Annotated in this window: 22 protein-coding genes; 5 read left to right on the forward strand and 17 right to left on the reverse strand. The window is 67.6% G+C overall.

Features of this window, described 5'->3' with window-relative positions:
• Window positions 1-21: 21 nt before the first annotated feature.
• On the forward strand, window positions 22-414 hold the full coding sequence (locus HF680_RS14175; protein ID WP_185225506.1) for a YidB family protein: 393 nt from the start codon (window positions 22-24) through the stop codon (window positions 412-414).
• 4 nt (window positions 415-418) lie between these two features.
• On the opposite strand, the gene HF680_RS14180 is transcribed toward HF680_RS14175, so the two are convergent.
• The 8 genes from HF680_RS14180 to HF680_RS14215 form a co-directional block, all read right to left on the reverse strand.
• Complete coding sequence (locus HF680_RS14180; protein WP_185225507.1) at window positions 419-2185, reverse strand: AmpG family muropeptide MFS transporter; 1767 nt, start codon at window positions 2183-2185, stop codon at window positions 419-421.
• A gap of 43 nt (window positions 2186-2228) precedes the next feature.
• Window positions 2229-3767: a response regulator gene (locus HF680_RS14185; protein WP_185225508.1), complete on the reverse strand. Its 1539-nt coding sequence runs from the start codon at window positions 3765-3767 to the stop codon at window positions 2229-2231.
• A gap of 71 nt (window positions 3768-3838) precedes the next feature.
• Window positions 3839-5455 (reverse strand): YifB family Mg chelatase-like AAA ATPase, encoded by a 1617-nt coding sequence (locus HF680_RS14190; RefSeq protein ID WP_185225509.1) that lies wholly within the window; start codon window positions 5453-5455, stop codon window positions 3839-3841.
• 60 nt (window positions 5456-5515) lie between these two features.
• Window positions 5516-6472: a glutathione synthase gene (gshB, locus tag HF680_RS14195; RefSeq protein WP_185225510.1), complete on the reverse strand. Its 957-nt coding sequence runs from the start codon at window positions 6470-6472 to the stop codon at window positions 5516-5518.
• An 89-nt stretch (window positions 6473-6561) separates the two neighbouring features.
• Window positions 6562-6756 (reverse strand): Trm112 family protein, encoded by a 195-nt coding sequence (locus HF680_RS14200; RefSeq protein ID WP_039246583.1) that lies wholly within the window; start codon window positions 6754-6756, stop codon window positions 6562-6564.
• A 75-nt stretch (window positions 6757-6831) separates the two neighbouring features.
• Window positions 6832-7488, reverse strand: coding sequence for an LON peptidase substrate-binding domain-containing protein (locus tag HF680_RS14205; protein ID WP_026108391.1), 657 nt, complete (start codon window positions 7486-7488; stop codon window positions 6832-6834).
• A gap of 55 nt (window positions 7489-7543) precedes the next feature.
• Complete coding sequence (gene trxA, locus HF680_RS14210; protein WP_161640742.1) at window positions 7544-8449, reverse strand: thioredoxin; 906 nt, start codon at window positions 8447-8449, stop codon at window positions 7544-7546.
• A 665-nt stretch (window positions 8450-9114) separates the two neighbouring features.
• Complete coding sequence (locus tag HF680_RS14215) at window positions 9115-9627, reverse strand: prolyl-tRNA synthetase associated domain-containing protein (RefSeq protein WP_185225511.1); 513 nt, start codon at window positions 9625-9627, stop codon at window positions 9115-9117.
• Window positions 9628-9664: 37 nt separating this feature from the next.
• On the opposite strand from HF680_RS14215, the gene HF680_RS14220 reads away from it, so the two are divergent.
• The gene (locus tag HF680_RS14220) at window positions 9665-10432 is read left to right on the forward strand and encodes a DUF6065 family protein (RefSeq protein ID WP_156146787.1); all 768 of its coding nucleotides are present in this window, start codon (window positions 9665-9667) and stop codon (window positions 10430-10432) included.
• Window positions 10433-10475: 43 nt separating this feature from the next.
• On the opposite strand, the gene HF680_RS14225 is transcribed toward HF680_RS14220, so the two are convergent.
• The 6 genes from HF680_RS14225 to HF680_RS14250 all read right to left on the reverse strand — a co-directional run bounded on the left by HF680_RS14225 (window position 10476) and on the right by HF680_RS14250 (window position 14785).
• Window positions 10476-11048, reverse strand: a complete 573-nt coding sequence (locus tag HF680_RS14225; RefSeq protein ID WP_185225512.1) for a CC0125/CC1285 family lipoprotein — start codon at window positions 11046-11048, stop codon at window positions 10476-10478.
• A 99-nt stretch (window positions 11049-11147) separates the two neighbouring features.
• Window positions 11148-11780, reverse strand: a complete 633-nt coding sequence (locus HF680_RS14230) for a LysE family translocator (protein ID WP_045810913.1) — start codon at window positions 11778-11780, stop codon at window positions 11148-11150.
• 193 nt (window positions 11781-11973) lie between these two features.
• A complete protein-coding gene (locus HF680_RS14235) occupies window positions 11974-12600 on the reverse strand; it encodes a hypothetical protein (RefSeq protein WP_185225513.1) in 627 nt (208 codons plus the stop codon).
• Window positions 12601-12680: 80 nt separating this feature from the next.
• Entirely contained in the window at window positions 12681-13130 is a 450-nt protein-coding gene (locus HF680_RS14240) for a hypothetical protein (RefSeq protein ID WP_185225514.1), read from the reverse strand.
• A gap of 79 nt (window positions 13131-13209) precedes the next feature.
• Window positions 13210-13983 (reverse strand): metallophosphoesterase family protein, encoded by a 774-nt coding sequence (locus tag HF680_RS14245; protein ID WP_185225515.1) that lies wholly within the window; start codon window positions 13981-13983, stop codon window positions 13210-13212.
• Window positions 13984-13996: 13 nt separating this feature from the next.
• Window positions 13997-14785 (reverse strand): nucleotidyltransferase family protein, encoded by a 789-nt coding sequence (locus HF680_RS14250; protein WP_039246573.1) that lies wholly within the window; start codon window positions 14783-14785, stop codon window positions 13997-13999.
• A 117-nt stretch (window positions 14786-14902) separates the two neighbouring features.
• On the opposite strand from HF680_RS14250, the gene HF680_RS14255 reads away from it, so the two are divergent.
• Complete coding sequence (locus HF680_RS14255) at window positions 14903-17041, forward strand: response regulator (RefSeq protein WP_185225516.1); 2139 nt, start codon at window positions 14903-14905, stop codon at window positions 17039-17041.
• A 173-nt stretch (window positions 17042-17214) separates the two neighbouring features.
• Window positions 17215-18264, forward strand: coding sequence for a ribonucleotide-diphosphate reductase subunit beta (locus HF680_RS14260; protein ID WP_045810910.1), 1050 nt, complete (start codon window positions 17215-17217; stop codon window positions 18262-18264).
• Window positions 18265-18312: 48 nt separating this feature from the next.
• Here HF680_RS14260 and HF680_RS14265 read toward each other — a convergent pair whose 3' ends face one another.
• Entirely contained in the window at window positions 18313-18819 is a 507-nt protein-coding gene (locus HF680_RS14265) for a hypothetical protein (RefSeq protein ID WP_185225517.1), read from the reverse strand.
• Between the two features lie 134 nt (window positions 18820-18953).
• Here HF680_RS14265 and HF680_RS14270 point away from each other — a divergent pair, with 134 nt between their 5' ends.
• Window positions 18954-19217: a hypothetical protein gene (locus HF680_RS14270; RefSeq protein ID WP_039246564.1), complete on the forward strand. Its 264-nt coding sequence runs from the start codon at window positions 18954-18956 to the stop codon at window positions 19215-19217.
• A 6-nt stretch (window positions 19218-19223) separates the two neighbouring features.
• On the opposite strand, the gene HF680_RS14275 is transcribed toward HF680_RS14270, so the two are convergent.
• On the reverse strand, window positions 19224-20696 hold the full coding sequence (locus HF680_RS14275; RefSeq protein WP_185225518.1) for a sensor histidine kinase: 1473 nt from the start codon (window positions 20694-20696) through the stop codon (window positions 19224-19226).
• The gene (locus HF680_RS14280) at window positions 20693-21442 is read right to left on the reverse strand and encodes a TVP38/TMEM64 family protein (protein WP_185225519.1); all 750 of its coding nucleotides are present in this window, start codon (window positions 21440-21442) and stop codon (window positions 20693-20695) included. Before HF680_RS14280 ends, HF680_RS14275 begins: the two co-directional genes overlap by 4 nt.
• Between the last annotated feature and the right edge of the window lie 73 nt (window positions 21443-21515).

A 21515-nucleotide genomic window follows, 5' to 3' on the forward strand; every position in this document is an offset into this window, starting at 1 on the left:
GTCATCATTCGGGAGACGGCGATGGGCTTTCTGGACAATGTGGTGAAGGGTCTCGGCGACGACGCCGCAGGCGGTCTGAGCGATCTGCTCAAGGGTCAGGGCGGCGTCGGCGGACTGGCCGAGAAGTTCGGTCAGGCGGGCCTGGGCGATGTGATCGGCTCCTGGGTCGGCACGGGTCCGAACGCCAACATCTCGCCCGAGCAGATCACGGCCGTCCTCGGCCACGGCCCGATCGCCGACATCGCCGCCAAGATGGGCGTGACCCCCGAACAGGCCGGCGAGACCCTGGCCGGTCTTCTGCCCGAAGCCATAGACCGCCTGACACCTAGCGGTCAGATCGACGGCGCCGACGACCTGCTTGGCAAACTGCCGGGCGGCCTGGGCGACATGATCGGCGGTTTTCTGAAGCGCTGAAGCCTCAGGACGGCTGGCCCTCGGTCGCCGCGATCGCAGCTTCCTCTTCCATCGCGGCCTTCTGGCGCGCCTGAAGCGCGGTCTGCTTGGAAGCCACGATGAAGGCCAGGACGATCCCGAAGACACCGATAATCGCTGAGTACAGGAAGAAGGCCACGTAGCCCGCGCCCAGCGCCGCTGGCGTCACGCCGCTTGTCGCGGCTCCGGTGGTCAATACGCCGGGTTGCAGATTGGCGAACAGCGCCCGCAGGCCAGCGAAAGGCCCGGTGCCCTCGGCGGCTCGGGCCGAAGCCTCGACGATCCGCCCCGACTGCGTCGCAATCAGCTTGCCGGGAAGGGCGTACAACGATGTGAACAGGGCGTACTGGGTCGCGGTGAAGCCGATCGACGTAAGGCTGGACATATAGGCGATCAAGGCGGTCCCGGCGTATCCGCTCGAGACGTTGTCCACGCCGATGGCGACGGTCAGGGCCGACAAGCTATGCCCCTGGGTCGCCAGCCAGGCGAAGATCAGGTTGGACACAGGGCTCATGAAAGCGCCGATCACCATGGTGCGGATCAGGCCGAGCTTGGCGACCGACCAGCCGCCGATGATCACGCCCAGACTGGTCATGACCACGCCAAACACCTTGCGCACCTCGGCCAGCTCCGTCTTGGAAAAGCCGAGGTCGATGTAGAAGGGCGGCATGATGTTCAGCACGAAATCCGCCAGGCGATAGACGCAGATCAGCGCCAGGATCAGCGTCGCTACACCCGAGGAACGCCTGTAGAAATCGGCGAGGGGCTGGCCGAACGATCCGGCGAGATAGGCGCCCGGCCGCGTCTTGGTTCCCGGCAGCGGCCAGCAGGCCATGACCATGACGGCCAGCCCCATGAGCACCAGAGCGAACTGCAGATAGACGCCCTCCGGCTTCGCCGCCAGCGCTGCTGCGACCGCAGCCTTGCCGTCCGGGCCGAGGCCGAAGAGCCCAAACAGGGCGTTCAAGGGCGCCGACTGTCCCGTCAGGCCCGAACCCAGGAACATGGCGGCGACGCCGATGACCGCCAGACGCGCGATCCACTCGAAGATTTCCAGCTTTGGTCGCGAGGGGACGTCCCCAACCGGGATGGCTCGGATCGAGTGCGCCTTCTCTCGCGGCGCAAACAGCACCCCGGCGATACCGATGCCCATGAGTGCGGCCATCACCGCGTAAGAGAGGTTCCAGTTATAGAGATCGGCCAGCACCAGCGGCACGGCCCCGGCCACGATCATGGCGACGCGGTAGCCCAGCTGATAGGCGGCGGCCATGGCGCCATGGCGGCTGTCGTCGGCCGCCTCGATTCGCCAGGCGTCGATGACGATGTCTTGGGTCGCGCCGAAGAAGCCGACCAGGGCGGCGAATCCGGCCACGGCGATCAAGGCGTTGGAGGGGTTCAGGGTCGAGATCGACCATAGACCGAAGATGATCACGCCCTGCGTGACCAGCATCCAGGCGCGTCGATGGCCAAGCAGAGGCGTCAGAAGCGGGACGGCGGTTCGGTCGATCAGCGGCGCCCAGACGAATTTCAAAGAGTAGCTGAGCGTGGCCAGGGCGAAGAAGCCGATCACTTCGAGCGTCAGGCCGCTCTCTCGCAACCAGGTGGTCAGGGTGTCGAAGATCAGCAGGTTCGGCAGGCCCGCCGAGAAGCCCAGCAACAGCATGATGAAGACGCGCCGCTCGCCATAGACGGCGAGGCCGCCGAAACGGCCGGCGGGCTTGCCGTTCGCGGGGGGATGGGCTTGATCGGTCATGCACGGCTCCGGCGCGGCGGCCGGAAACGCGGGCGCCTGTAACTCAGCCGACCTTGGCGCGGATGTCGCGCTTCGTCCAGCGGGCGAGGGCGGCGCGAAGGGCCTCGGCGTCCAGCGGCTTGACGATATGGTCGTCCATGCCGGCCTCCAGACAGGTGCGGCGGTCCTCGGCGAAGGCATTGGCGGTCAGGGCCAGGATCGGCGTCGTGTCACCCGCCGCGCGGATGGCGCGGGCGGCTGCGGGACCGTCCATGCCGGGCATTCGCATGTCCATGAAGACCACGTCGTAGCGCGCGCGTTTCAGCGCCGCGACGGCTTCGTCGCCCGTAGCGGCCGTCTCGACGGTGCAGCCCTCACGGCGCAACAGGGTGCGGGCCAGAAGCGCGCCGACGGGATTGTCCTCGGCCAGCAGGACGCGGATGCCGGCGAACTGCACGGGGGCGACGCGGTCGTCTTCGATCGGGGCGGCGCAGTGGGCGCTGGCCTTGTCCGGCGCCTCCGCGCCGATGGCGGCCAGGACGCGCTCGGCCAGGGACGCGCGACGCAAGGGCTTGATCAGATAGCCGTGGAAGCCGACGGCGCGATAGCGGGCGATCAGGTCGCGTTCGGCCGGTTTCAGCAGGACGATGCCGCGACCGCTCGAAGGCAGGGCGGCCAGCGCGCCCGCCGGGGCGTCGGCGTGATCGACCAGGGTCACCGGGGCCGCATCCGCCACGACGCCGCCCGAGGCCTCGATCTGCGCGCGAGCCGCCGACAGGACGAAAGGATCGACGGCGCGCACCGCGACCATCTGGCCGCGCAACGGCTTGTCACGCGCCACCGCGACGGCGGCGAAGGCGGCCTCGAAGCGGAAGCGGGCGCCCCCGCCGGTTGCGGCGCCGTCGGGCCGGCTCTCGACCTTCACCGAGCCGTCCATGGCGGCGGCCAGCTTTCGCACGACCGCCAGACCCAGGCCGGCGCCGTCCTGGCGGACCGCGTCGGAACTGTCGGCATGGCCGAATTCCTCGAAGATCCGTGTACGCGCCTCGGGCGCGACGCCGGGGCCGGTGTCGTCGACCAGGAAGGCCAGACGCGGCCGCGCCGCGCTGCCGCCGACGCGCTCGACCGAAATGCGCACGCCGCCGGTTTCGGTGAACTTCACGGCGTTGCCCGCCAGGTTGAAAAGCACCTGACGCAGCCGGCCTTCGTCCGCCAGCACGTCGGGCGCGTCGGCGGCGACCGACCAGACGATCTCCAGCCCCTTGTCGTGGGCGCGCGGGCTCAGCAACTCGGCGACGCCGCGCACCAGACCTTCCAGGTCAACGGGCGCCAGGTCGAACTCCAGCGCGCCGGCCTCCAGCCGCGCATAGTCCAGCAGATCATTGACCAGACCCAGCAGATGTTCGGCCGACTGACGCGCGTTCTCGGCATAGGCGCGCTGGGCGCCGTCCAGCCGGGTCCGCTGCAACAGGTTGATCATGCCGATCACGCCGTTCAGCGGCGTGCGCATCTCGTGGCTCATCAGCCGCAGGAACTGCTGGGCGGGGTCGGCGGGCGCGCTCGTCCGCTCCTCGATCCGCTTCGTCGCCGTCCGTCGCGTCATGACCGCCTCCCCATCAGGCACGGAGACTAGAGGCGGACGGTTAAGGATGTCTCCACCATGACGCGGGCGCTTCACGCGTGCAGGAAGGGCGTCTGCTCGTCATCGCCCTCGCGCAGGCCGAAGCCTTCATGGCGCTGCGCCACGCGGCGGTCGAAGTCGGCTTCGGCGCCGATGGTAGTGCGGCGATAGATCAGGGCCTCGGCGATGTGGCGACGCAGAACGCCGGTGCTGCCATCGAGATCGGCGATGGTGCGCGCCAGGCGCAGGGTGCGGGTCCAGCCGCGCGCGGTCAGGCCGCCGGCCTCGCCCGCCCGCATCAGCAGCATCCGGCCCGCCTCGTCCGGCGTGGCGAACCGATCCAGCGTGGCGCCGGACGCGCGGGCGTTCAGGCCTTGGGCGGCGTCCAGCCCCGCCTCGCGCACCCGGTCCTCCTGCATGGCGCGGGCGGTCGCGACGCGCGCCCGCGCCTCGGCCGTGCCTTCGGCGGGTGGGGGCAGGGCCATGTCGGCGGCGGTGACCGGCGGCGTCTCCACCGTCAGGTCGATCCGGTCGAACATCGGACCCGAGACGCGGTTCTGATAGTCGCGCTGGCAACGCGGCGCCTTACCACACGCCCCGCGTCCGGCGCCGCCCATGCCGCAGCGGCACGGGTTCATCGCCGCGACGAGTTGGAACCGCGCGGGATAGCGGATGTGGGCGTTGGCGCGGGCGACAACGATCTCGCCCGTCTCCAGCGGCGCCCGCAGCGAGTCCAGGGCCTGGGCGCTGTACTCCGGCAGTTCGTCCAGAAACAGCACGCCATTGTGCGCCAGCGACGCCTCGCCCGGCTTGGCGCGAAGACCCCCGCCGGTCAGGGCCGCCATTGAGGCGGAATGGTGCGGGCTGCGGAACGGGCGATCGCGGGTCAGGGCGCCGCGTTCGATCAGGCCGGCGACCGACCAGACCATCGAGGTCTCCAGCAACTCCTGCGGGGTCAGGGGCGGCAAGAGGCCGGGCAGGCGCTGCGCCATCATCGACTTTCCCGAACCCGGCGGGCCGATGAACAGCAGGTTGTGGCCGCCGGCCGCCGCGATCTCCAGCGCGCGCTTAGCGCTTTCCTGACCCTTGACCTCGCGCAGGTCGGGCACGGCCTTGCCGTCCGCCAGCGGTCCGGGCTCGGGCGCGCGCAGCACCTGGGTTCCCTTGAAATGGTTGACCAGGCTGATCAGCGAGCGCGGCGCGAGGATGCGGGCGCCGCCGGCCCAGGCGGCCTCGGGTCCCGTCGCCTCGGGGCAGATCAGACCCAGGCCCATGGCGTCCGCGGCGACGGCGGCGGGCAAGGCGCCGCCGACCCGCGCGATCTGGCCGTCCAGCCCCAGCTCGCCGATGGCGGCCCAGCCGTCGAGCGCATCGGGCGCGATCACCCCCATGGCCGCCATCAGGGCCAGGGCGATGGGCAGGTCGAAATGACTGCCCTCCTTGGGCAGGTCGGCCGGCGCCAGATTGGCGATGATCCGTTTGGCGGGCAGGGCCAGGCCGATGCCGGCGAAGGCTCCGCGCACCCGCTCCTTGCTTTCGGCCACCGCCTTGTCCGGCAGGCCCACGATGTTGAAGATCGTGGGCCCGTCATTGCCGATCAACTGGACCTCGACGTCCACGCGCCGGGCCTCGACCCCGTCAAAGGCGACCGTGACAACCCGCGCGACCATGTCGTTCTCCCACCTGAGCGAGAGAACGAACCATGAACTCAAATCTAATTCAAGTGACGATCACGCAACCTGCGCGGCGCGTTTGGCCTCGATGGCGTCCCACATCAGGGCCGTGGCGTCGATGCCGGTGAAGGCCTTCAACTGCTGGGCGCCGGTGGGGGAGGTGACGTTGATCTCGGTCAGATAGTCGCCGATCACGTCGATGCCGACGAAGATCAGGCCGCGTTCCCTCAGCGTCGGGCCGATGGCGGCGCAGATTTCCAGGTCGCGCGGCGTCAGCTCGACCGGCATGGCCGTGCCGCCGACGTGCAGGTTCGAGCGCACCGCGCCCGCCGCCGGGACGCGGTTGATGGCGCCGACCGGCTCGCCGTCGATCAGCAGGATGCGCTTGTCGCCCTTGGACACGGCGGGAATGAACTTCTGGATCACCAGCGGATCGCGGCTGCCTGCGGCATGGATCTCGATCAGGGCGTCCAGATTGGGATCGTCGGCGCGCAGCTTGATCACGCCCGAACCGCCGTTGCCGTGCAGGGGTTTCAGAACCACCTCGCCGTGCTTCTTGTGGAAAGCGTCAAGCGCGACAGGGTCGGCCGAGATCAGGGTCGGCGGTTGCAGGCCGGGGAAGGCGGTGACCATCAGCTTTTCGGGGGCCGAACGCACCTGGGCCGGGTCGTTGACCACCAGGGTCCGGGGATGCACCGTCTCCAGCAGATAGGTGGCCGTCACATAGGCCATGTCGAACGGCGGGTCCTGGCGCATCAGGATCACGTCCACGTCCTCGGCCAGATCCAGCTTTTCCCAGTCGCCGAAGTCGACGTGGTTGCCGATTTCGCGCCGCACGGTGATCGGGCGGGCGCGGCAGTAGAGGCGACCCTCTTCCAGCGCCAGGGTGCGGAAGTCATAGACCCACTGTTTGTGACCGCGCGCCTGGGCCGTCTCGGCCATCAGGAAGGTGGTGTCCCCGGCGATGTCGACGGCCTCGATCGGGTCCATCTGGATGGCGACTCTGAGGGTCATGTTCTTGGGCCTATCGCGCGTCGCGCTACTTGAGGCCCGTTGGGCGCGCCGCGCTCCGGGCCAATGGATGTTCGGTGTTCTTGCGGCGGTCAGTCGAGCTGCCGCGCCTCTTCGGCCAACATGATCGGCACGCCCTCGCGGATCGGATAGGCCAGTTTGGCGCCCGAAGAGATCAGTTCGTTGGCGTCGCGGTCGTAGGTCAGCTTGCCGCGCGTGACCGGGCAGACCAGCACCTCCAGCAGGCGGGGATCGACGGAGACGGGCGTATTGAAGGCGTCACTCATTTTTCTTGGCCTATCGCGCTGGCGCTATTTGCGAGTTCTTTAGGGGGCTACCGCGCTTCGCGCTACTTGAGCCCGTCATTGCATGGACGGCGCAGCGTCGTCACCGCCGTCGGCGGCGTCGATGCGCATCAGGGCGGTCAGGGCCTCGGCGCGGGGCATCAGGCCCATGGCCTCCAGCAGAGCTTGCTTCTCGGCGGGTTCGAACGGCAGCGCCATCGACAGGCTGTTGACCAGGGCCTCCATCGGCGCGGTCTCGGCCGTCTCCCAATCGATGTCCAGGAGCCGGTGGGCCATATAGGCGCGCAGGGCGTCGAGGAAGGCGTCGCGGTCGAAGTCCGGCTCCTCGGGCGGGGAGACCAGATCATCCTCATAGGCCTCGAACGCCGCGCGAACCTGGCGATAGGGGGTCTTGGACGGCATTTCGGCGGCGATGCGGAACCGCGACACGCCGGTCAGGGTGATCAGATAGCGCCCGTCGGAGGTCTCGGCGAAACTGGTGATCCGACCCGCGCAGCCGACCGGCGACAGGCCGGGCAGGGCCGGGGTGCCGCCCTTGGGCTGGACCAGGCCGATGATCCGGTCGCCGGCCATGGCGTCGTCCACCATGTTCAGATAGCGCGGCTCGAAGATGTTGAGCGGCAGCTGTCCGCGCGGCAGCAGGATGGTCCCGCCCAGCGGAAACACCGGGATCACCTGAGGCAGGTCGAGGGCGCGAACGTAACCCTGGGGCATTACTTCTCCTGGGGCCTACCGCGCTTGGCGCTGCTTGAGGCCCGCTTGTTCTGGATCACGAAAACAGAATGGACGACAGCCGGCGCCGGCCGTCCTTAGACACGTCCGAGGTCAGGCCGGCCGCCTCGAAGATGACCAGCAACTGCTTGCGGGCCGCCTGATCGTTCCACTCGCGGTCGGCCTGGATGATGGCCAGCAGATTGTCGACCGCGCCCTTGAAGTCGCCGGCCGCGCTTTGGGCCTCGGCCAGGTCGAAACGCGCCTGATGATCGTTCGGATCGGCGGCGACCTTGGCCTCGAGTTCGGCCGAGGCGCCGGAAGGAGCCTTGGACGCCAGGGCCAGCTGGGCGCGCACGCTCTGGACCGTCGGCTCCTTGGAGTCCTGCGGCGCCATGGCGATGGTCTGGGCCGCCTGTTCGGGGTCGCCGCCCGCCAGATAGACCCGCGCCATGCCGGCGATGGCCTTTTCGTTCTCGGGCTCGATCGACAGGACGTGGGCGAAGGCCTGGGCCGCGCCGCCGAAGTCGTTCAGGCCCAGCGATTCCTCGCCCAGCTCGAGCAGTTGCGCCGTCTCGGTGGAGCCGCCCTGACCGCCGGTCAGCTTGTCGATGAAGGCCTTGATCTGACTGTCGGGAATGGCGCCCTGAAAGCCGTCGACCGGCTGGCCGTTGACGAAGGCGTAGACGGTGGGGATCGACTGCACCCGCAGCTGGCCCGCATAGGCCGGGTTGGCGTCCACATCGATCTTGACCATCTTCACCGCCCCCTTGGCGGCGCGCACGGCCTTCTCCAGCGCAGGCCCCAGGGTCCGGCACGGCCCGCACCAGGTGGCCCAGAAGTCGACGATGACCGGCTGATGTTTCGACGCCTCGATGACGTCGGTCATGAAGGAGGCGTCCGTGCCTTCCTTGATCAGGTCGCCGGCGGCGTCGGGGGTCAGGGTCGGGTCGAGCAGGGTCATGGGCGAAGTCCGCGCTGAGATCGGTCAGGTTCAACGGTTCAGATGGCGTCGGGATGCGTCGGCATCAAGCCGGGAAAAGGTCGCGCCGGGATTTCAGACGGTGGTCGTGAAAAACACCGTCTAATTCGTCTGACTTCCCCCGCCGCGCGTCTGCCCGTTGACAGTGATCCACGAGATGGGGCGGCGGCGCGGATCGTCAAGCGAGGGGCACTTCTGCTCAGTACCGTTAGGGAGTTTACGCAGTTCGTCCCGCTCTTTCGCATGGTCGGCTAGCCAATCTCGGATGCTTAGCCTCTCACTTTCGCTCGATGTGTGGGGAAGAATGCTGCAACCGACGACCTCAACCCGCAACCGGCCGGACTCGTCAGGCTTGAGAACCTCGGTCGGGGTCCCACCTCTTGCTTCACACCACGAATCCTGGGGCACATTTCGAAGCCCTGGGTAGATGTCCAACAGAGGATGGTGAGGCGCGCAGGCGGTAAGAAGCAACGCCAAAAACGCTGTCGCTGTCCATGCTTTCACGAATCCATACTAGGCAGCCTAGGCCGACTATCCGCAACGGAAGGAGAACGGAAACTTACCTGTTGGCTCAGATTAGGAAGCGAAGGATCTGACCTTGGGATGGCATCAGCGGTTCCAGCTACGGATCGCCCATAGTCTCTAGATCAAGCCAGCGCCCCGAAATCCACCACGATCGGCTCCCTCTTCAGCAGCGCCAGCACTTGCCGGAAGGCCGCCTGATCCAGGGCGGTGGTCGCCGTATTGGTCAGGGGGTGGAAGTTGACGATGTCGGCGTCCCACAGCCGCTGGTCCAGCACGAAGGTCACGCGGCGGTCTGTGTCGTTGATCAGGCCCAGCGCCGTGACCGAGCCGGGGCGGACGCCCAGCGTTTCCCACATCAGCGTCTCATTGCCGAACGACAGCCGCCCCGACCCCATGGCGGCGGCGGCGCGCTTCAGGTCGATGACCGTGTCCTGACGCGCCGAGATCAGCCACAGCCGGCCTTTGTGGTCCTTCAGGAACAGGTTCTTGGTGTGGGCGCCGGGCAGGTCGGCCTTCAGGTCCAGCCCTTCCTCGACGCGAAAGACGGCCGGGTGGTCGTGGGCCGTATGGGTCACGCCGTTCGCCTTCAGCCAGACGCTCAGGGTTTCGCGGTCGAAAGCGGGTGCGTCAGTCATGGTTGAGCCGTCGGGTTTCGGGCGGTAGGACAGGGTCATGGTCGATACCGTCAACACGCGCCCTCTGGAACTGGAATGCTATCCGATGACGGCCCGGCCGCCGGACCTGGTGCCCGGTCGCCAGTCGCGCAACTGGATGGACGCCTTCATCAGCCGCCACCCCTATCGCTGCCTGCCGCTGAACATGGCCAACACGACGGGGTGGGAAATCCTGTGCCCGTTCGGCTTCTCGGCCGAGTGGAACGGCGGTCCGCGCCAGGAAGACATCGTTATCACGCCGGATCGGCCCCAGCACGATCTGGCCCATTTCGTCACCTCGCACTTCTCGCGCGGGGTGCTGACGATGCATCCGCAATATCTGTTCCGCACGCCGCCGGGTTGGGGGATGATGTGTTCGGGGTCACCCAACCATGTGAAGGACGGCATCCAGCCCCTGGTCGGCCTGATCGAGACGGACTGGCTGCCCTTCCCCTTCACGATGAACTGGATCTTCACCCGGCCGGGGCGGATCACCTTCGAGAAGGGCGAACCCTTCTGCTTCATCAATCTGATCGAGCACAAGAAGGTCGAGCAGTTCCAGCCGATCATCCGCACGCTGGAATCCAACCCGGTGATGAAGGGCCAGTTCGAGGCCTGGAACCGAGCCCGCACCGACTTCAACCAGCGTCTGGCCGGCGGCGATCCGGATGCGGCCAAGGAGGCCTGGCAGCGCTATTACTTCAAGGGCGAAGTGCCGGAAGATCTGGGCACGGCGCCGGCGACCCACTCCAACAAGCGCCGGCTGAAGTCGCCGCGGGTGGGATGAAAGAAAAAGCCCCTCTCCACGCTGTGGAGAGGGGCTTTCAGCATCAGGCCGCCGGGCGGGTGACCTGCGGACCCAGGTTCTGGATCACCTCGCGGGCGTCGAAGGCGTTGGGGTCGTTGGCGGGTTTGGGGCCGCGACCCAGGACGATTTCGGCACTGGCCTCGAAGCGGTCGACCTGGCGGACGTCGAAATCATTGACGCCCCACGGGCCGTAACGGTCCCACGGGCTCCAGAAGCCGCTGCGGTAATAGCGCCACGACGGACCCCAGTAGGGGCTGTAGAAACGGTTATAACCCGAATAGAAAGGGTCGGGCGTGCCGACGAAACGGGTGTCGCGGTCGGTGGCGCGGTTGACGGTGGCGAACCAGTCATAGCCGCTTTCGACCGTCAGTTCGGCCGAACGCAGCAGCAGCGACTGTTCGACCTGTTCGCGCGAGGTCAGCGAGTTGCCCGAGAAGCTGACCCGGAAACGATTGTTCTCCAAGCGCTGCTCGGCATAGCCGCCACGCTGGCCGTTGAAGCCTGCGGGTTGATACGGGGTGGCGGTGGCGCAGGCCGCCAGGGCCAGACCGGCGGCGACGGTCGCCGCCAGGGTCTTCAGGGGGAGGGTTTTCATGACATCAAACTCCTTGATCGCCCATTCGGGCGCTCTGACGGCTGAACGGAGCATGAACGAAGGCGTTCCCGACCACTGTATGACGAAGCGTCGCGGCGTCTAGAGCCTGAGAACGATCAGCACGGCGGCGACCATCAGCAGCAGACCGACGAAGACGCCGAAGCCCTTGCGAAAGCGCGGCTGCTGCATGCGGCGCGACAGGGCGGCGCCGGACAGGGCGTAGGTGCTCATCGACACCATATCCATGCCGATGGCCGCCATGGCGAACATCGCCATCTGCGGCGCGACCGGCCGGTTCACGTCGATGAAGGGCGGCAGGACGGCGGTGAAGAATAGGATGGCCTTGGGGTTGGCGATCTGGACGGCGAACCCGTCGATCAGGGCGCTGCGGCCCTTCTTGACAACGACCTCGTCGGGATCGGCGGCGGTGGCGAAGGCGCCGCGCAGCGCCTTGATCCCCAGCCAGGCGACATAGAGCGCGCCCAGCACGGCGATGACCTTGAAGGCGGCGGGAAAGGCCTTGACCAGGGCGCCCAGACCCAGGGCCGCCGCACCGAACCACACCAGGGTCGCGGCGTTCATGCCCAAGACGCCGATCAGGGCCGAGGCGCGGCCCTTTTCAACGCCGGTCGCGACGGCGAACAGATTGGCGGGACCGGGCGTGATCGCCATCACCGCCATGACGCCGAGGAAGGTCGAATAGAGGTGCGGATCGACGGGCAGGGCGGGCATGCGGCGCGATGTCGCTGCTTAGTCGGGCGCGGTCAAGGCGCTCTGTCTCCTCTCCGCGTCACGGGGAGGCGGCGCGGCGCATCTTGCGCCGTGACGGAGGGGGCTTCACCGCCAATACGCATCTGGGCCATCCGAAGAGCCCCTCCACCGCTGCGCGGTCCCCCTCCCCATTTCATGGGGAGGAGACAGAAAATCAGGCGGCCGGGCGCGCGGGCGGCGCCGGCGGTTCGGGGGCTTCCGGCGCCTCGGGCGCTTCGGGAACCTCGGCGGCCGCTTCGTCCTCGACGACGGCGTCGGCGGCCTGGTCCAGGGCGTATTGGGCGACCAGGCTATAGGTCTCCATCTGCTCGGGCGTCGGATTGGTCCAGGCGCTGTTGCGGGCGATGCCTTCGGCGGTGACAATGCCCTTCTGCATCCCCTCCTCCATCGCCTGTTTGACCTCGGGATCGTTCAGGGCGTCGGCGACGATGGCGTCGACATCGATGTTCTTCAGCGCCTGGGCGGCCATTTCATTGGCGTGTTTGGTCGTCTCCGCGGTGAAGGCGGCGACGTCGGGCGCATAGTCCGACCACAGGGCGGCGATGCGACGACCGCGTTCGGCCTCGCTCAGGCTCTCGTCTTCGGAAATCGCCTCGGCCCGTTCGCCAAAGGCCTCCATGCGCGCCTCGAAAGCTTCGGCGGCGGCTTCCATCCGGGCCTCGGCGGTCTCGGCGGAGGCCGGAGCCGGAGCCGGCTCTGGCGCAGTCGCGGGGCTCTGCGCCAGAGCCGAAGACAGGGGCGCGAGCGCCAGGGCGGCGGTCAGGCTGAGCAGGCGGATCATGGGACGGCTCCCGTTGAATGACCCGCGCAAACTCCGCCCTCAGCCGCCTCGTCTCAAGTGAAATCGCGGTAAGGCTAGGCTTACTGCGGCGTCGTCGGCGCAGCGGCCGGCGCGGAGGCGGCCGCCTCGATCTCGGTGCGGGCCTTCAGCGGGATGCCTTTGATCTGCTGCATCGCCATGGCCATTTGTTCGGCCGGCGCGCCCTGACTGGTGGCGAAGGTGTTGACCTCCTCGGCGAAAGCGTCGACCTCGGGCTGATACTTGGCCTGCAAGGCGTCCAAATCGGACTTGGCCTTGGCCTTGTCGGTCTGAGCCGCCGCAGCCTGCATTTCATCGGCCATGGCTTCCATGCGCTCTTGGAAGGCTTCCGCCTTGGCCTCGAAGGCGGCTTCCTCGGGGCTGTCCGCTTCTTGGGCGGGCGCCGGAGCGGCCTGGGGCGCAGGGGCAGGGGCGGCGGCCTGACCGGCGGCGAAGGCGGGGGTAGTCAGGGCCAGGACGGCGACGGCCGCGGCGGAAGACAGAAGACGCATCGGAAACTCCACGACGAGCCGCCTTGCGGCCCCGAACGAGGCTGCATCCCAGCCCCGGCCGCACCCTCCTACAGTCCGGTCAGATTTCAAAGACCCGATAGGGTTTGTCGCCAAGGGTCTTCAGCACCGGCAGGGCGACATTATAGACGGGCGTCCCCTTGGTGGTGCGTCCCTCCGGCCCGCCGCGGTGGGCGTGGCCGTGAACGACCAGACGGACGTTGTCGTAGCGATCGATGGTCTCGGCCAGGCGCGACGAGCCCAGGAAGGCGTGGATTTCGGGCGGTTCGCCCATCACCGTCTCGACCACGGGCGCATAGTGCAGCAGCACGACCGAGCGTTCGGTGCGCAGCATGCGGATCGAGTTCTCGATCAGATTGGCGTCCTCGACCGCCTCCTGCACGAAGCGTTTGATCGAAGCCTCGCCGAAGGACGAGAGCATGTAGCGGCCGAAGCCGCCGACGAACCCCTTGCCGCCCGCAAAGCCGACGCCGTCGATCTCATAGGCCTCGCCGGTCAGCATCTTGACCCCGGCGTCGGTCAGCATCTTCGTGACGACCTCTGGCTGGCCGCACTCGTGCTCGTGATTGCCCAGCACGCCGACCATCGGGATCTTGCAGAGCTTGAGATCCTCAAGCAGCCGCTCGACCTCGGGCGTCTTGCCGTAGTTGGTCAGGTCGCCGCACAGGCACAGGACATCGGCGTCGTCCGACACCCGCTCGAACAGGTCGCGATAGCGATGCTCGGTGGTCTCGCCGACATGAAGGTCCCCGACGGCGGCCACACGCAGGGTCTTGGCGGGGCCGGGCTCCAGGCCGGGCTGGGTCGTCTGGGGATCGGGGACGGCGTCAGTCATGGCGGCTTACCTTTCAGTGGCCCAGGTGGACGGGGTCGTGGCGTTCCTCCAGCCCCTTGCCCACCACATCGCCGAAGCCCCATTCGGCGACGTCGGCGACATAGTCGCGCGGGCTGAACAGCCGGCCGCGACAGACCTTCACGCGCGGCGCCGGCAGATCGATCTGGGCCGTCAGTCGCTGAACCAGCTCTTCCATCAGCCAGCGCGGAATCCGGTCGCGCTCGGTCGGATAGGCGAAGCGGAAGTTCAGCAGGTGCGCCGCCAGCACCTCCCAATAGAGGTCCATCTGGTCCAGCAGGCTCTTCCAGTCGATGGCGTCGGACTGTTTCAGGATGACGTGGTTCACATCGGCGCCGTCGTAACGATAGCGGTCCTGAATGAAGACCTTGGACAGGATCAGGGCCGTGGGCGGGGTGATCTGGACCTGATGGCCATAGACGGTGATCCGGTCCTCGCTGAACCAGCTGTCGGACACGGCGATGGTGCCGTTGGACATGGCGAAGATGACGTCGAAAAAGTGTTTCTCGTCCTTCCAGACCTTGGCGATCCAGCGCTCGTCCTCGACGTCGGTGCGATAGCCGTGCTTCTGGAAGAAAGCCAGGATGCGGGGGTAGTCGCCGGGCTTGCAGAAGACGTCCAGATCCTTGGTCGGACGACGGATGCCGGTGTAGGCCGTGACCGCATAGGTGCCCGACAGCAGGAAGGGAATGCCGCTCTCCTTCAGCAGGCGCAGGCTCTCTTCATAGAAGGCCAGGGCGTCCGCCGGCGGCTCGAAGGTCGGTTCGGCGATCACGTCTGACATCGGCTGGGGCCCTTTGCTGGCAAGGGCGAGTAAACGGCGACGCTGAACGGCGGTTCCGCAATCCTACCTAGGTCGGCCGCTACGGGATCCTTAACCCCTGCGTGTCACCGTTACGTCATGGGACTGAAGTGGGTGAACGCAGAAGGCGGGCGCTGGCGGTTTTTCCGTCACGAGGCCGGCCGCGCGGCTGGGCCGTCGCCCTACGCCTATGTGGCCTTGTTCGCCCTGTGTCTGTCGGTCGCCCAATGGAGCATGCATGCGTTCGGCGCCACGGTTCTGTGGCCGGCCAATGCGGTGCTTCTGGCCGCCGTCCTTCAGCTTCATCGTCGCCAGGCCATCGGCGTCATGCTCGCCTGCGCCGCGATCAACCTGGCCAGCAACATCTTGCGCGGCGATCCCGGCGTGATGATGTTCACCAATGTCGCCCTGAACCTGACGCAGGTCTGCATCGCGGCCGTGCTGGCGCGCCGTTTCTGCGGGGCCGCGCTGGACATGCGTCGGCCCTGGCGTCTGTTCCGCTTCGCCGTCTTCGCCGCTGTGCCGGCCGTCTTGATCAGCACCCTGCTGGCGGGCGCGGTCGCGGTGCTGATGAGCTGGAAGGTGCCGGGCACGCTGGCGTTCCGGATGCATCACCTGTTCGACATGGAACTGCTGGCGATGATGATCGTCACGCCGTCTCTGCTGCTGCTGGCGCGCAATCACCGTTTCCGCGACGACGCCCAGGCCACGAAGACCGAGGCGGTCGCCCTGCTGGTGCTGGTCGGCGGCGTCACGCTGTGGGTTTTCACCCAGACATCGGCGCCGGTGATGTTCGCGGTGCTTCCGCCGCTGATCCTTCTGGCCTTCCGGCTGGGTCCGCCGACCACCGCCTGCGCGGTGGTGCTGGTCGCGGCCATCGGCGGCGTCGCCACGCTGGGCGGGCATGGGCCGGTCGTGCTGACCCGCCTGCCGCCCGACCCGGTTCTGGCCGCCTTGCCTGAGGTGATGCGCCAGATGAATGTGTTTCATCTGTTCCTGCTGTGCGTCGTCGGGTCGGTCCTGCCCATCACCACCCTGTCGAGCGAGCGTCGGCGTCTGACGGCGCGGCTGAGGGCGCGCACGGCGGCGGCGCTGGACGCCTTGGCCCGGGCCAGGCGCGCCGACGAGGCGAAGTCGCGCTTCCTGGCCTTGATGAGCCATGAGATGCGCACGCCCCTGACCGGGGTCACCGGCTATGCCGACCTGCTGTCGCGCTCGACCAGCCTGGACGCGGAGGGTCATCGCCAGGTCAATGCGGTGCGCCAATGTGGCGAATCCATGCTGCGTCTGGTGGAGGACTTGCTGGAGATTTCGCGCGGCGGCGACGAGGTCGTGCTGAAGCCCGCCGATCTGCGCGCCCTGATCCAGGACGCCGTGGCGCCGGCGCGCGAGTGGGCCGAAATCCGCGGCCTGACCTTCGACCTGCACATCGCGCCGGACGCCGAGGGCTGGGTGCTGACCGACATGCGGCGTCTGCGCCAGATCCTGCATCACCTGACGCTGAACGCCTCGAAATTCACCTCTCACGGGGGCGTGGGCGTCACGGTCGATCGGACCGATGATCGACTGCGGATCGCCGTGTCGGACACGGGCTGCGGCATGGACGCCGAGACTCTGGCGGGCGTGTTCCGCCTTTTCGAACAGGCGGACGCCTCCACGAGCCGCGCCCACGAAGGGGCAGGCGTCGGCCTGGCCCTGGCCAAATGCCACGCCGAGCGGCTGAACGGCGCCATCGCCGTCGAAAGCGTGCAATGGCAGGGCTCGACCTTCACCCTGGAGATCGAGGCGCCGGTCGTGGTTCCGGTGGACACGGAGAGTGGCGCGCCGCTGGACAGCCGTCGCATGAAGGTTCTGATCGTCGACGACCACCCCGCCAATCGCGATCTGCTGCGCATCATGCTGCAGGCCGCCGACTGCGACACCGCCGAGGCGTGCGATGGGCGCGAGGCGGTGAACGCCGCCTCGGCCGAGGCTTTCGACCTGATCCTGATGGATGTGCGCATGCCGGTGATGGATGGTCTGGCCGCCACCCGCGCGATCCGCGCCCTGGCCGATCCCGCCAGCCAGACGCCGATCCTGGCCGTCACCGCCGAGGCCATGCCCGAGGACGCCGCCCGGTGCCTGTCCGCCGGCATGGACGGCCATTTGGCCAAGCCGGTGACCCAGGCCAAGCTCTATGCCGCCATCGACGAGACGCTGAGCGCGGCCGCAACTCGCCTGGACGCCCAAGCCGCCTGAGCGACCGGGCGCGTCTTCATCCCCAGGCCCGTCCCCAAGAATGTGCGGCACGGACACAACATCTAGCGGTCGCGATAAATTGTGATCGCAAAATAGACCTAATTCGACTTGGCGCCGGGGTCGTCGCATCGCATGGTGAATGCGTCTTCAGAATCGCCCTCAGGTCTAGTTCGATGAACGCCATCACTCCGATCATCCTCCCCGAGCGCGCCGGTCTTCTGACCCCGTCGGCCGCCTACAAGCCGTTCCGCTATCCGTGGGCGTTCGACATGTGGAAGAAGCAGCAGCAGGTCCACTGGATGCCCGAGGAGGTGCCGCTGGGCGAGGACGTCAAGGACTGGGCCTCGACCCTGAACGACGGCGAACGCAACCTGCTGACCCAGATCTTCCGCTTCTTCACCCAGGCGGACATCGAGGTTCAGGACAACTACATGGAACGCTACGGTCGGGTCTTCAAACCGACCGAGGTGAAGATGATGCTGGCCGCCTTCGGCAATATGGAGACGATCCATATCGCGGCTTACGCCCTGCTGCTCGAGACCATCGGCATGCCCGAGAGTGAGTTCGGCGCCTTCATGGAATATGAGGCCATGCGGGACAAGCACGACTACATGGGCCAGTTCGGGGTCGATTCCGACGCCGACATCTGCCGGACCCTGGCCATGTTCGGCGGCTTCTCGGAAGGCGTTCAGCTGTTCGCGTCCTTCGCCATGCTGATGAACTTCCCACGCCAGAACAAGATGAAGGGCATGGGCCAGATCGTGTCCTGGTCGGTGCGCGACGAGAGCCTGCACTGCGAAGGCATCATCAAGCTGTATCACGCCTTCAACAAGGAGACGGGCGCCGTCACCAAGTCGGTCGCGGACGACATCGTCGACTGCTGCAAGACGGTGGTGAACATGGAGGACAAGTTCATCGACCTGGCCTTCGAGATGGGCTCGGTGAACGGCATGACGCCCGAGGACATCAAGCAATACATCCGCTTCATCGCCGACTGGCGCCTGCGTCAGCTGAAACTGCCGGAAGTCTATGGGGTGACGGAAAACCCGCTGCCCTGGCTGCAGTCGCTGCTCAGCGGCGTCGAACACGCCAACTTCTTCGAGGCCCGCGCCACCGAATATTCCAAGGCGGCGACGCAAGGGAACTGGCACGGCGCCGACGGTGTCTGGAGCGAGTTCGACCGCATGATGGCGCGCCGCGACATGAGCATGGTCGCGGGCTGACCCTAGTCGCGCGAGCGGCGTTCGATCGCCGTCGCGAAGCTGGCCAGATTATTGCGCCGGTTCGACCCACGCCGGCCGGGCGGTGCAGGCGGGGCGGAAGCCCGTGCGGCACAGTCGCACCTGTTCCTGCCAGGCGGCGTAGTCGCGATCATATTTTTCTTGGGCCAAACGGGCGGTTTCGGCGGCGGCGCGCGCCTGTTCCTCGGCCTGGCTGACCTCGATCTGATGACGGGCCAGGGCGGCGTCGTAGTCCAGCCGGTTGGCGGCGTCGGTCTTGTCGGCCAGGGCGTTCTGGGCGGCGATCTCGTCATTGAGGGCGCGGGTGGTGCGCAGTTCCTCTTCGGTCTGCTGCGCGTCGCTGGCGCGGTGATAGGCCTCGCCCCGTGCCTTCAGCAGAGCGTCGCGGCTGGCGGGATCGGCCGGGTCGGGTAGGGCGCGCTGATCGCGATACGGGTCGGCGGTCGCCGGCGCCGGCCCCGTCGTCGTCTGGGCGGCGACGGGCGCGGTCAGGGCGGCGGCCAGCAGGGCGGCGGCGACGGCGGTGCGAACGATCATGACTGTCTCTCCCGAGGCCGCAGCTTGGCCATTGTGATCCTGCTGCACAACGCCGCAGCGATGAAAAGGTGGCGAAAGGCTCGGCTTCGCGTCATGGTCGATCTCTCCCGACCGCAGCCCATCCGAGAAGATCAATGATCCTGAGCACCGCGTCCGGCGACTTCCCCATTCCTGCGGATGTCGCGCGCCAGTTGCCGAACGTGCCGGCCCTGCCCGACACGACCGCCGCGGACGCTCGGCTTCAGATCGAGGACTTCCGCCATTGGCTGGACGCCTCGCCCGAGCACGCCATCGACTACGAGCGGCTGCGGCGCTGGCATCTGGTTCAGGAAGAACTCGCGGCCCAGGCCAAGGCGGAGAACCGGCCCTTCGTCGTGTCCGACGACGGCCTGGAATAGGGCGGTTCAGCCCGGCAGGCGCAGCTCGAACACGGCGCCCTTGCCGTCGGTCTCGACCAGCCGCAGGTCGCCGCCGTGAAGGGCGGCCAGCTCGCGCGAGATGGTCAGGCCCAGGCCCGAACCGTCCGAGCTCTTTGAACTGACGAAGGGTTCGAACAGGCGGTCGGCCAGACGCGGCGGAATGCCGGGGCCGTCGTCGGCGATGCGCACGACGCAGAAGCCGTCCTGACCAAAGGCGCTGACGGTGATGGCCCCCTTGCCGCGGCGCTCGGGCGGACGCGTCGGATCGGCCTCGATGGCCTGGCGGGCGTTGCGCATCAGATTGACCAGGATGCGATACAGCTGATCCGGGTCGGCCTCGACGGCGAACCGGGGCGGCAGCTGTTTGACCAGGCGCACGCCGTCGGGATCCAGCCCGGCGTCCTCGGCCGCCAGGGTCAGGGCCTTGGTCAGGACGACGCGGGTCTTTTGCGGCGCGGGTTCCTCGCTCTTGCCGTATTCCAGCACATTGCGCGACAGGCCGGCGGCGCGGCTGAGCGCGCGCTCCAGCCGGGGCAGGGCCTTGGCCACCTGAGGATCGGCGGAGGTCGCCAGCCGCTCGGACGCCATCTGGGCCGAGGTTAGCATGTTTCGCAGGTCGTGGTTGATCTTGGCCACCGCCTCGCCCAGCGCGACCAGACGGGCGCGAGAGCGCAGGGAATGGCGCACCTCCTCCTGCATGCGGCTGAGTTCGCGCTCGACGCGGCCGATCTCGTCGTGACGGTCGGACGGCGCCTCGGCCTCGCTTTCGGGATCGGCGGCGAACCGCTCCATCGAACGGGTGACGCGACGCAGCGGCCGCAGCACCAGCAGGGCCAGACCGCCATACAGCAGGGCGCCCGCCGTCACCGACACCAGCAGCGACACCAAAAGGCTGTTCAGCAGGAAGGCGCGCAGTTCCAGCTTCAGCGGCTGGGCGGGGGTGACGATCTCGATGAAGTCGCCCGAGCGATAGCGCGGCTTGGCCTGAACCCGCAGCGAACGGTCCGGATGCCCGAACAGGGTGCGCCACGGGTCGGTCAGGCGCGACCAGCTGTCCTGACGCCTCAGGTCGATCAGTTCGGGCGCGCGTGGCAGGTTGGGGGCCTGAAGCAGCAGGCGGCGAACGCCTTGCTCCGTCAGGGCGACCGCCTGAACCCCGCCGATCCGCATCAGCTCGGCGGCCGTGTCGTCCTCGACCGCGCTATAGGGCAGGGCTTCGACCCCGACCGAGGCCAGTTCGGCGGCCTGGAGCCGGTCGCGCAGCCAGCGCTCATGGAAGGCCGCGAGATTCGGCCCCAGGATCAGGGCCTCGACCGCCAGGGTGAAGGCGACGGTCAGCAGCAGCAGCCGCGCCGACAGACCGTCGGGCGCGCGCGGGGTCAGGCGCTCGCGCCAGAGGTTCGCCTGGTCCGGCGTCAGGTTCAGCCGCGCTGCGATCCGGTCGAACAGGGCGCTCATGCCGCCGTCGCTCCGATCCGTCGGGCGCGGATCATCTGGAACAGCTTGATGCCGATCGGCAGCAGCAGGGACAGGAAGACAACGCCCATCAACGGCCAGAAGAACTGTTGCAGCAGCATCGGCAGGTCCGGCCGCACGCCGGCGCGCAGCAGGTCGCCCAGCTGCGACCCGATCCAGGTGTAGATGAAGGTGGACGGCAACAGGCCGATGAAGGTGGCGATGATGTAGGGCCTCAGCGGCACCGCCATCATCCCTGCCGTCGCGTTGACCAGGACGAAGGGCACGCTGGGGATCACGCGAAGGGTGAACAGGGTGGTGAAGGCGTTGCGGTCGATGCCCTTGGCCAGCCGATCCATGAAGCCGGCGTCGGCCTCGAACTTGGCGCGCAGCCACGAACCGATCGATGTGCGATAGACATAATAGATGACGACCGAACCGATGGTGGCCCCCGTCGACTGGGCCAGGGCGCCGACATAGGGGCCGAACATCATCCCGCCCAGCAGGGTCAGGAAGACGGGTCCTGGAATGGTCGAGGCGGTCGCCAGGGCATAGACGGCGATGAAGGCGACCAGCGCGATCCACCAGTTCTGTTGCGCATAGGCTTGCAGGTTCAGCCCATGCTCGCGGATCAGATCCATCGAAAGATAGCGGTTCCAGCCTAGGGCGAAGAAGGCGATCACCAGCCCGGCGATGGCCGCCAACGGCGCCAGCCGCAGGACCCATTCCTTCGCCGTTCGTTTCGCCATCCGTTTCATCGTCCCGAAATGCCGTCCGAGCGTTGACTCACGCGGACATGCGACTTATACGCCCGCCCTTCCT

Source organism: Brevundimonas huaxiensis (assembly GCF_014218725.1).
Classification (GTDB): Bacteria; Pseudomonadota; Alphaproteobacteria; order Caulobacterales; family Caulobacteraceae; genus Brevundimonas; species Brevundimonas huaxiensis.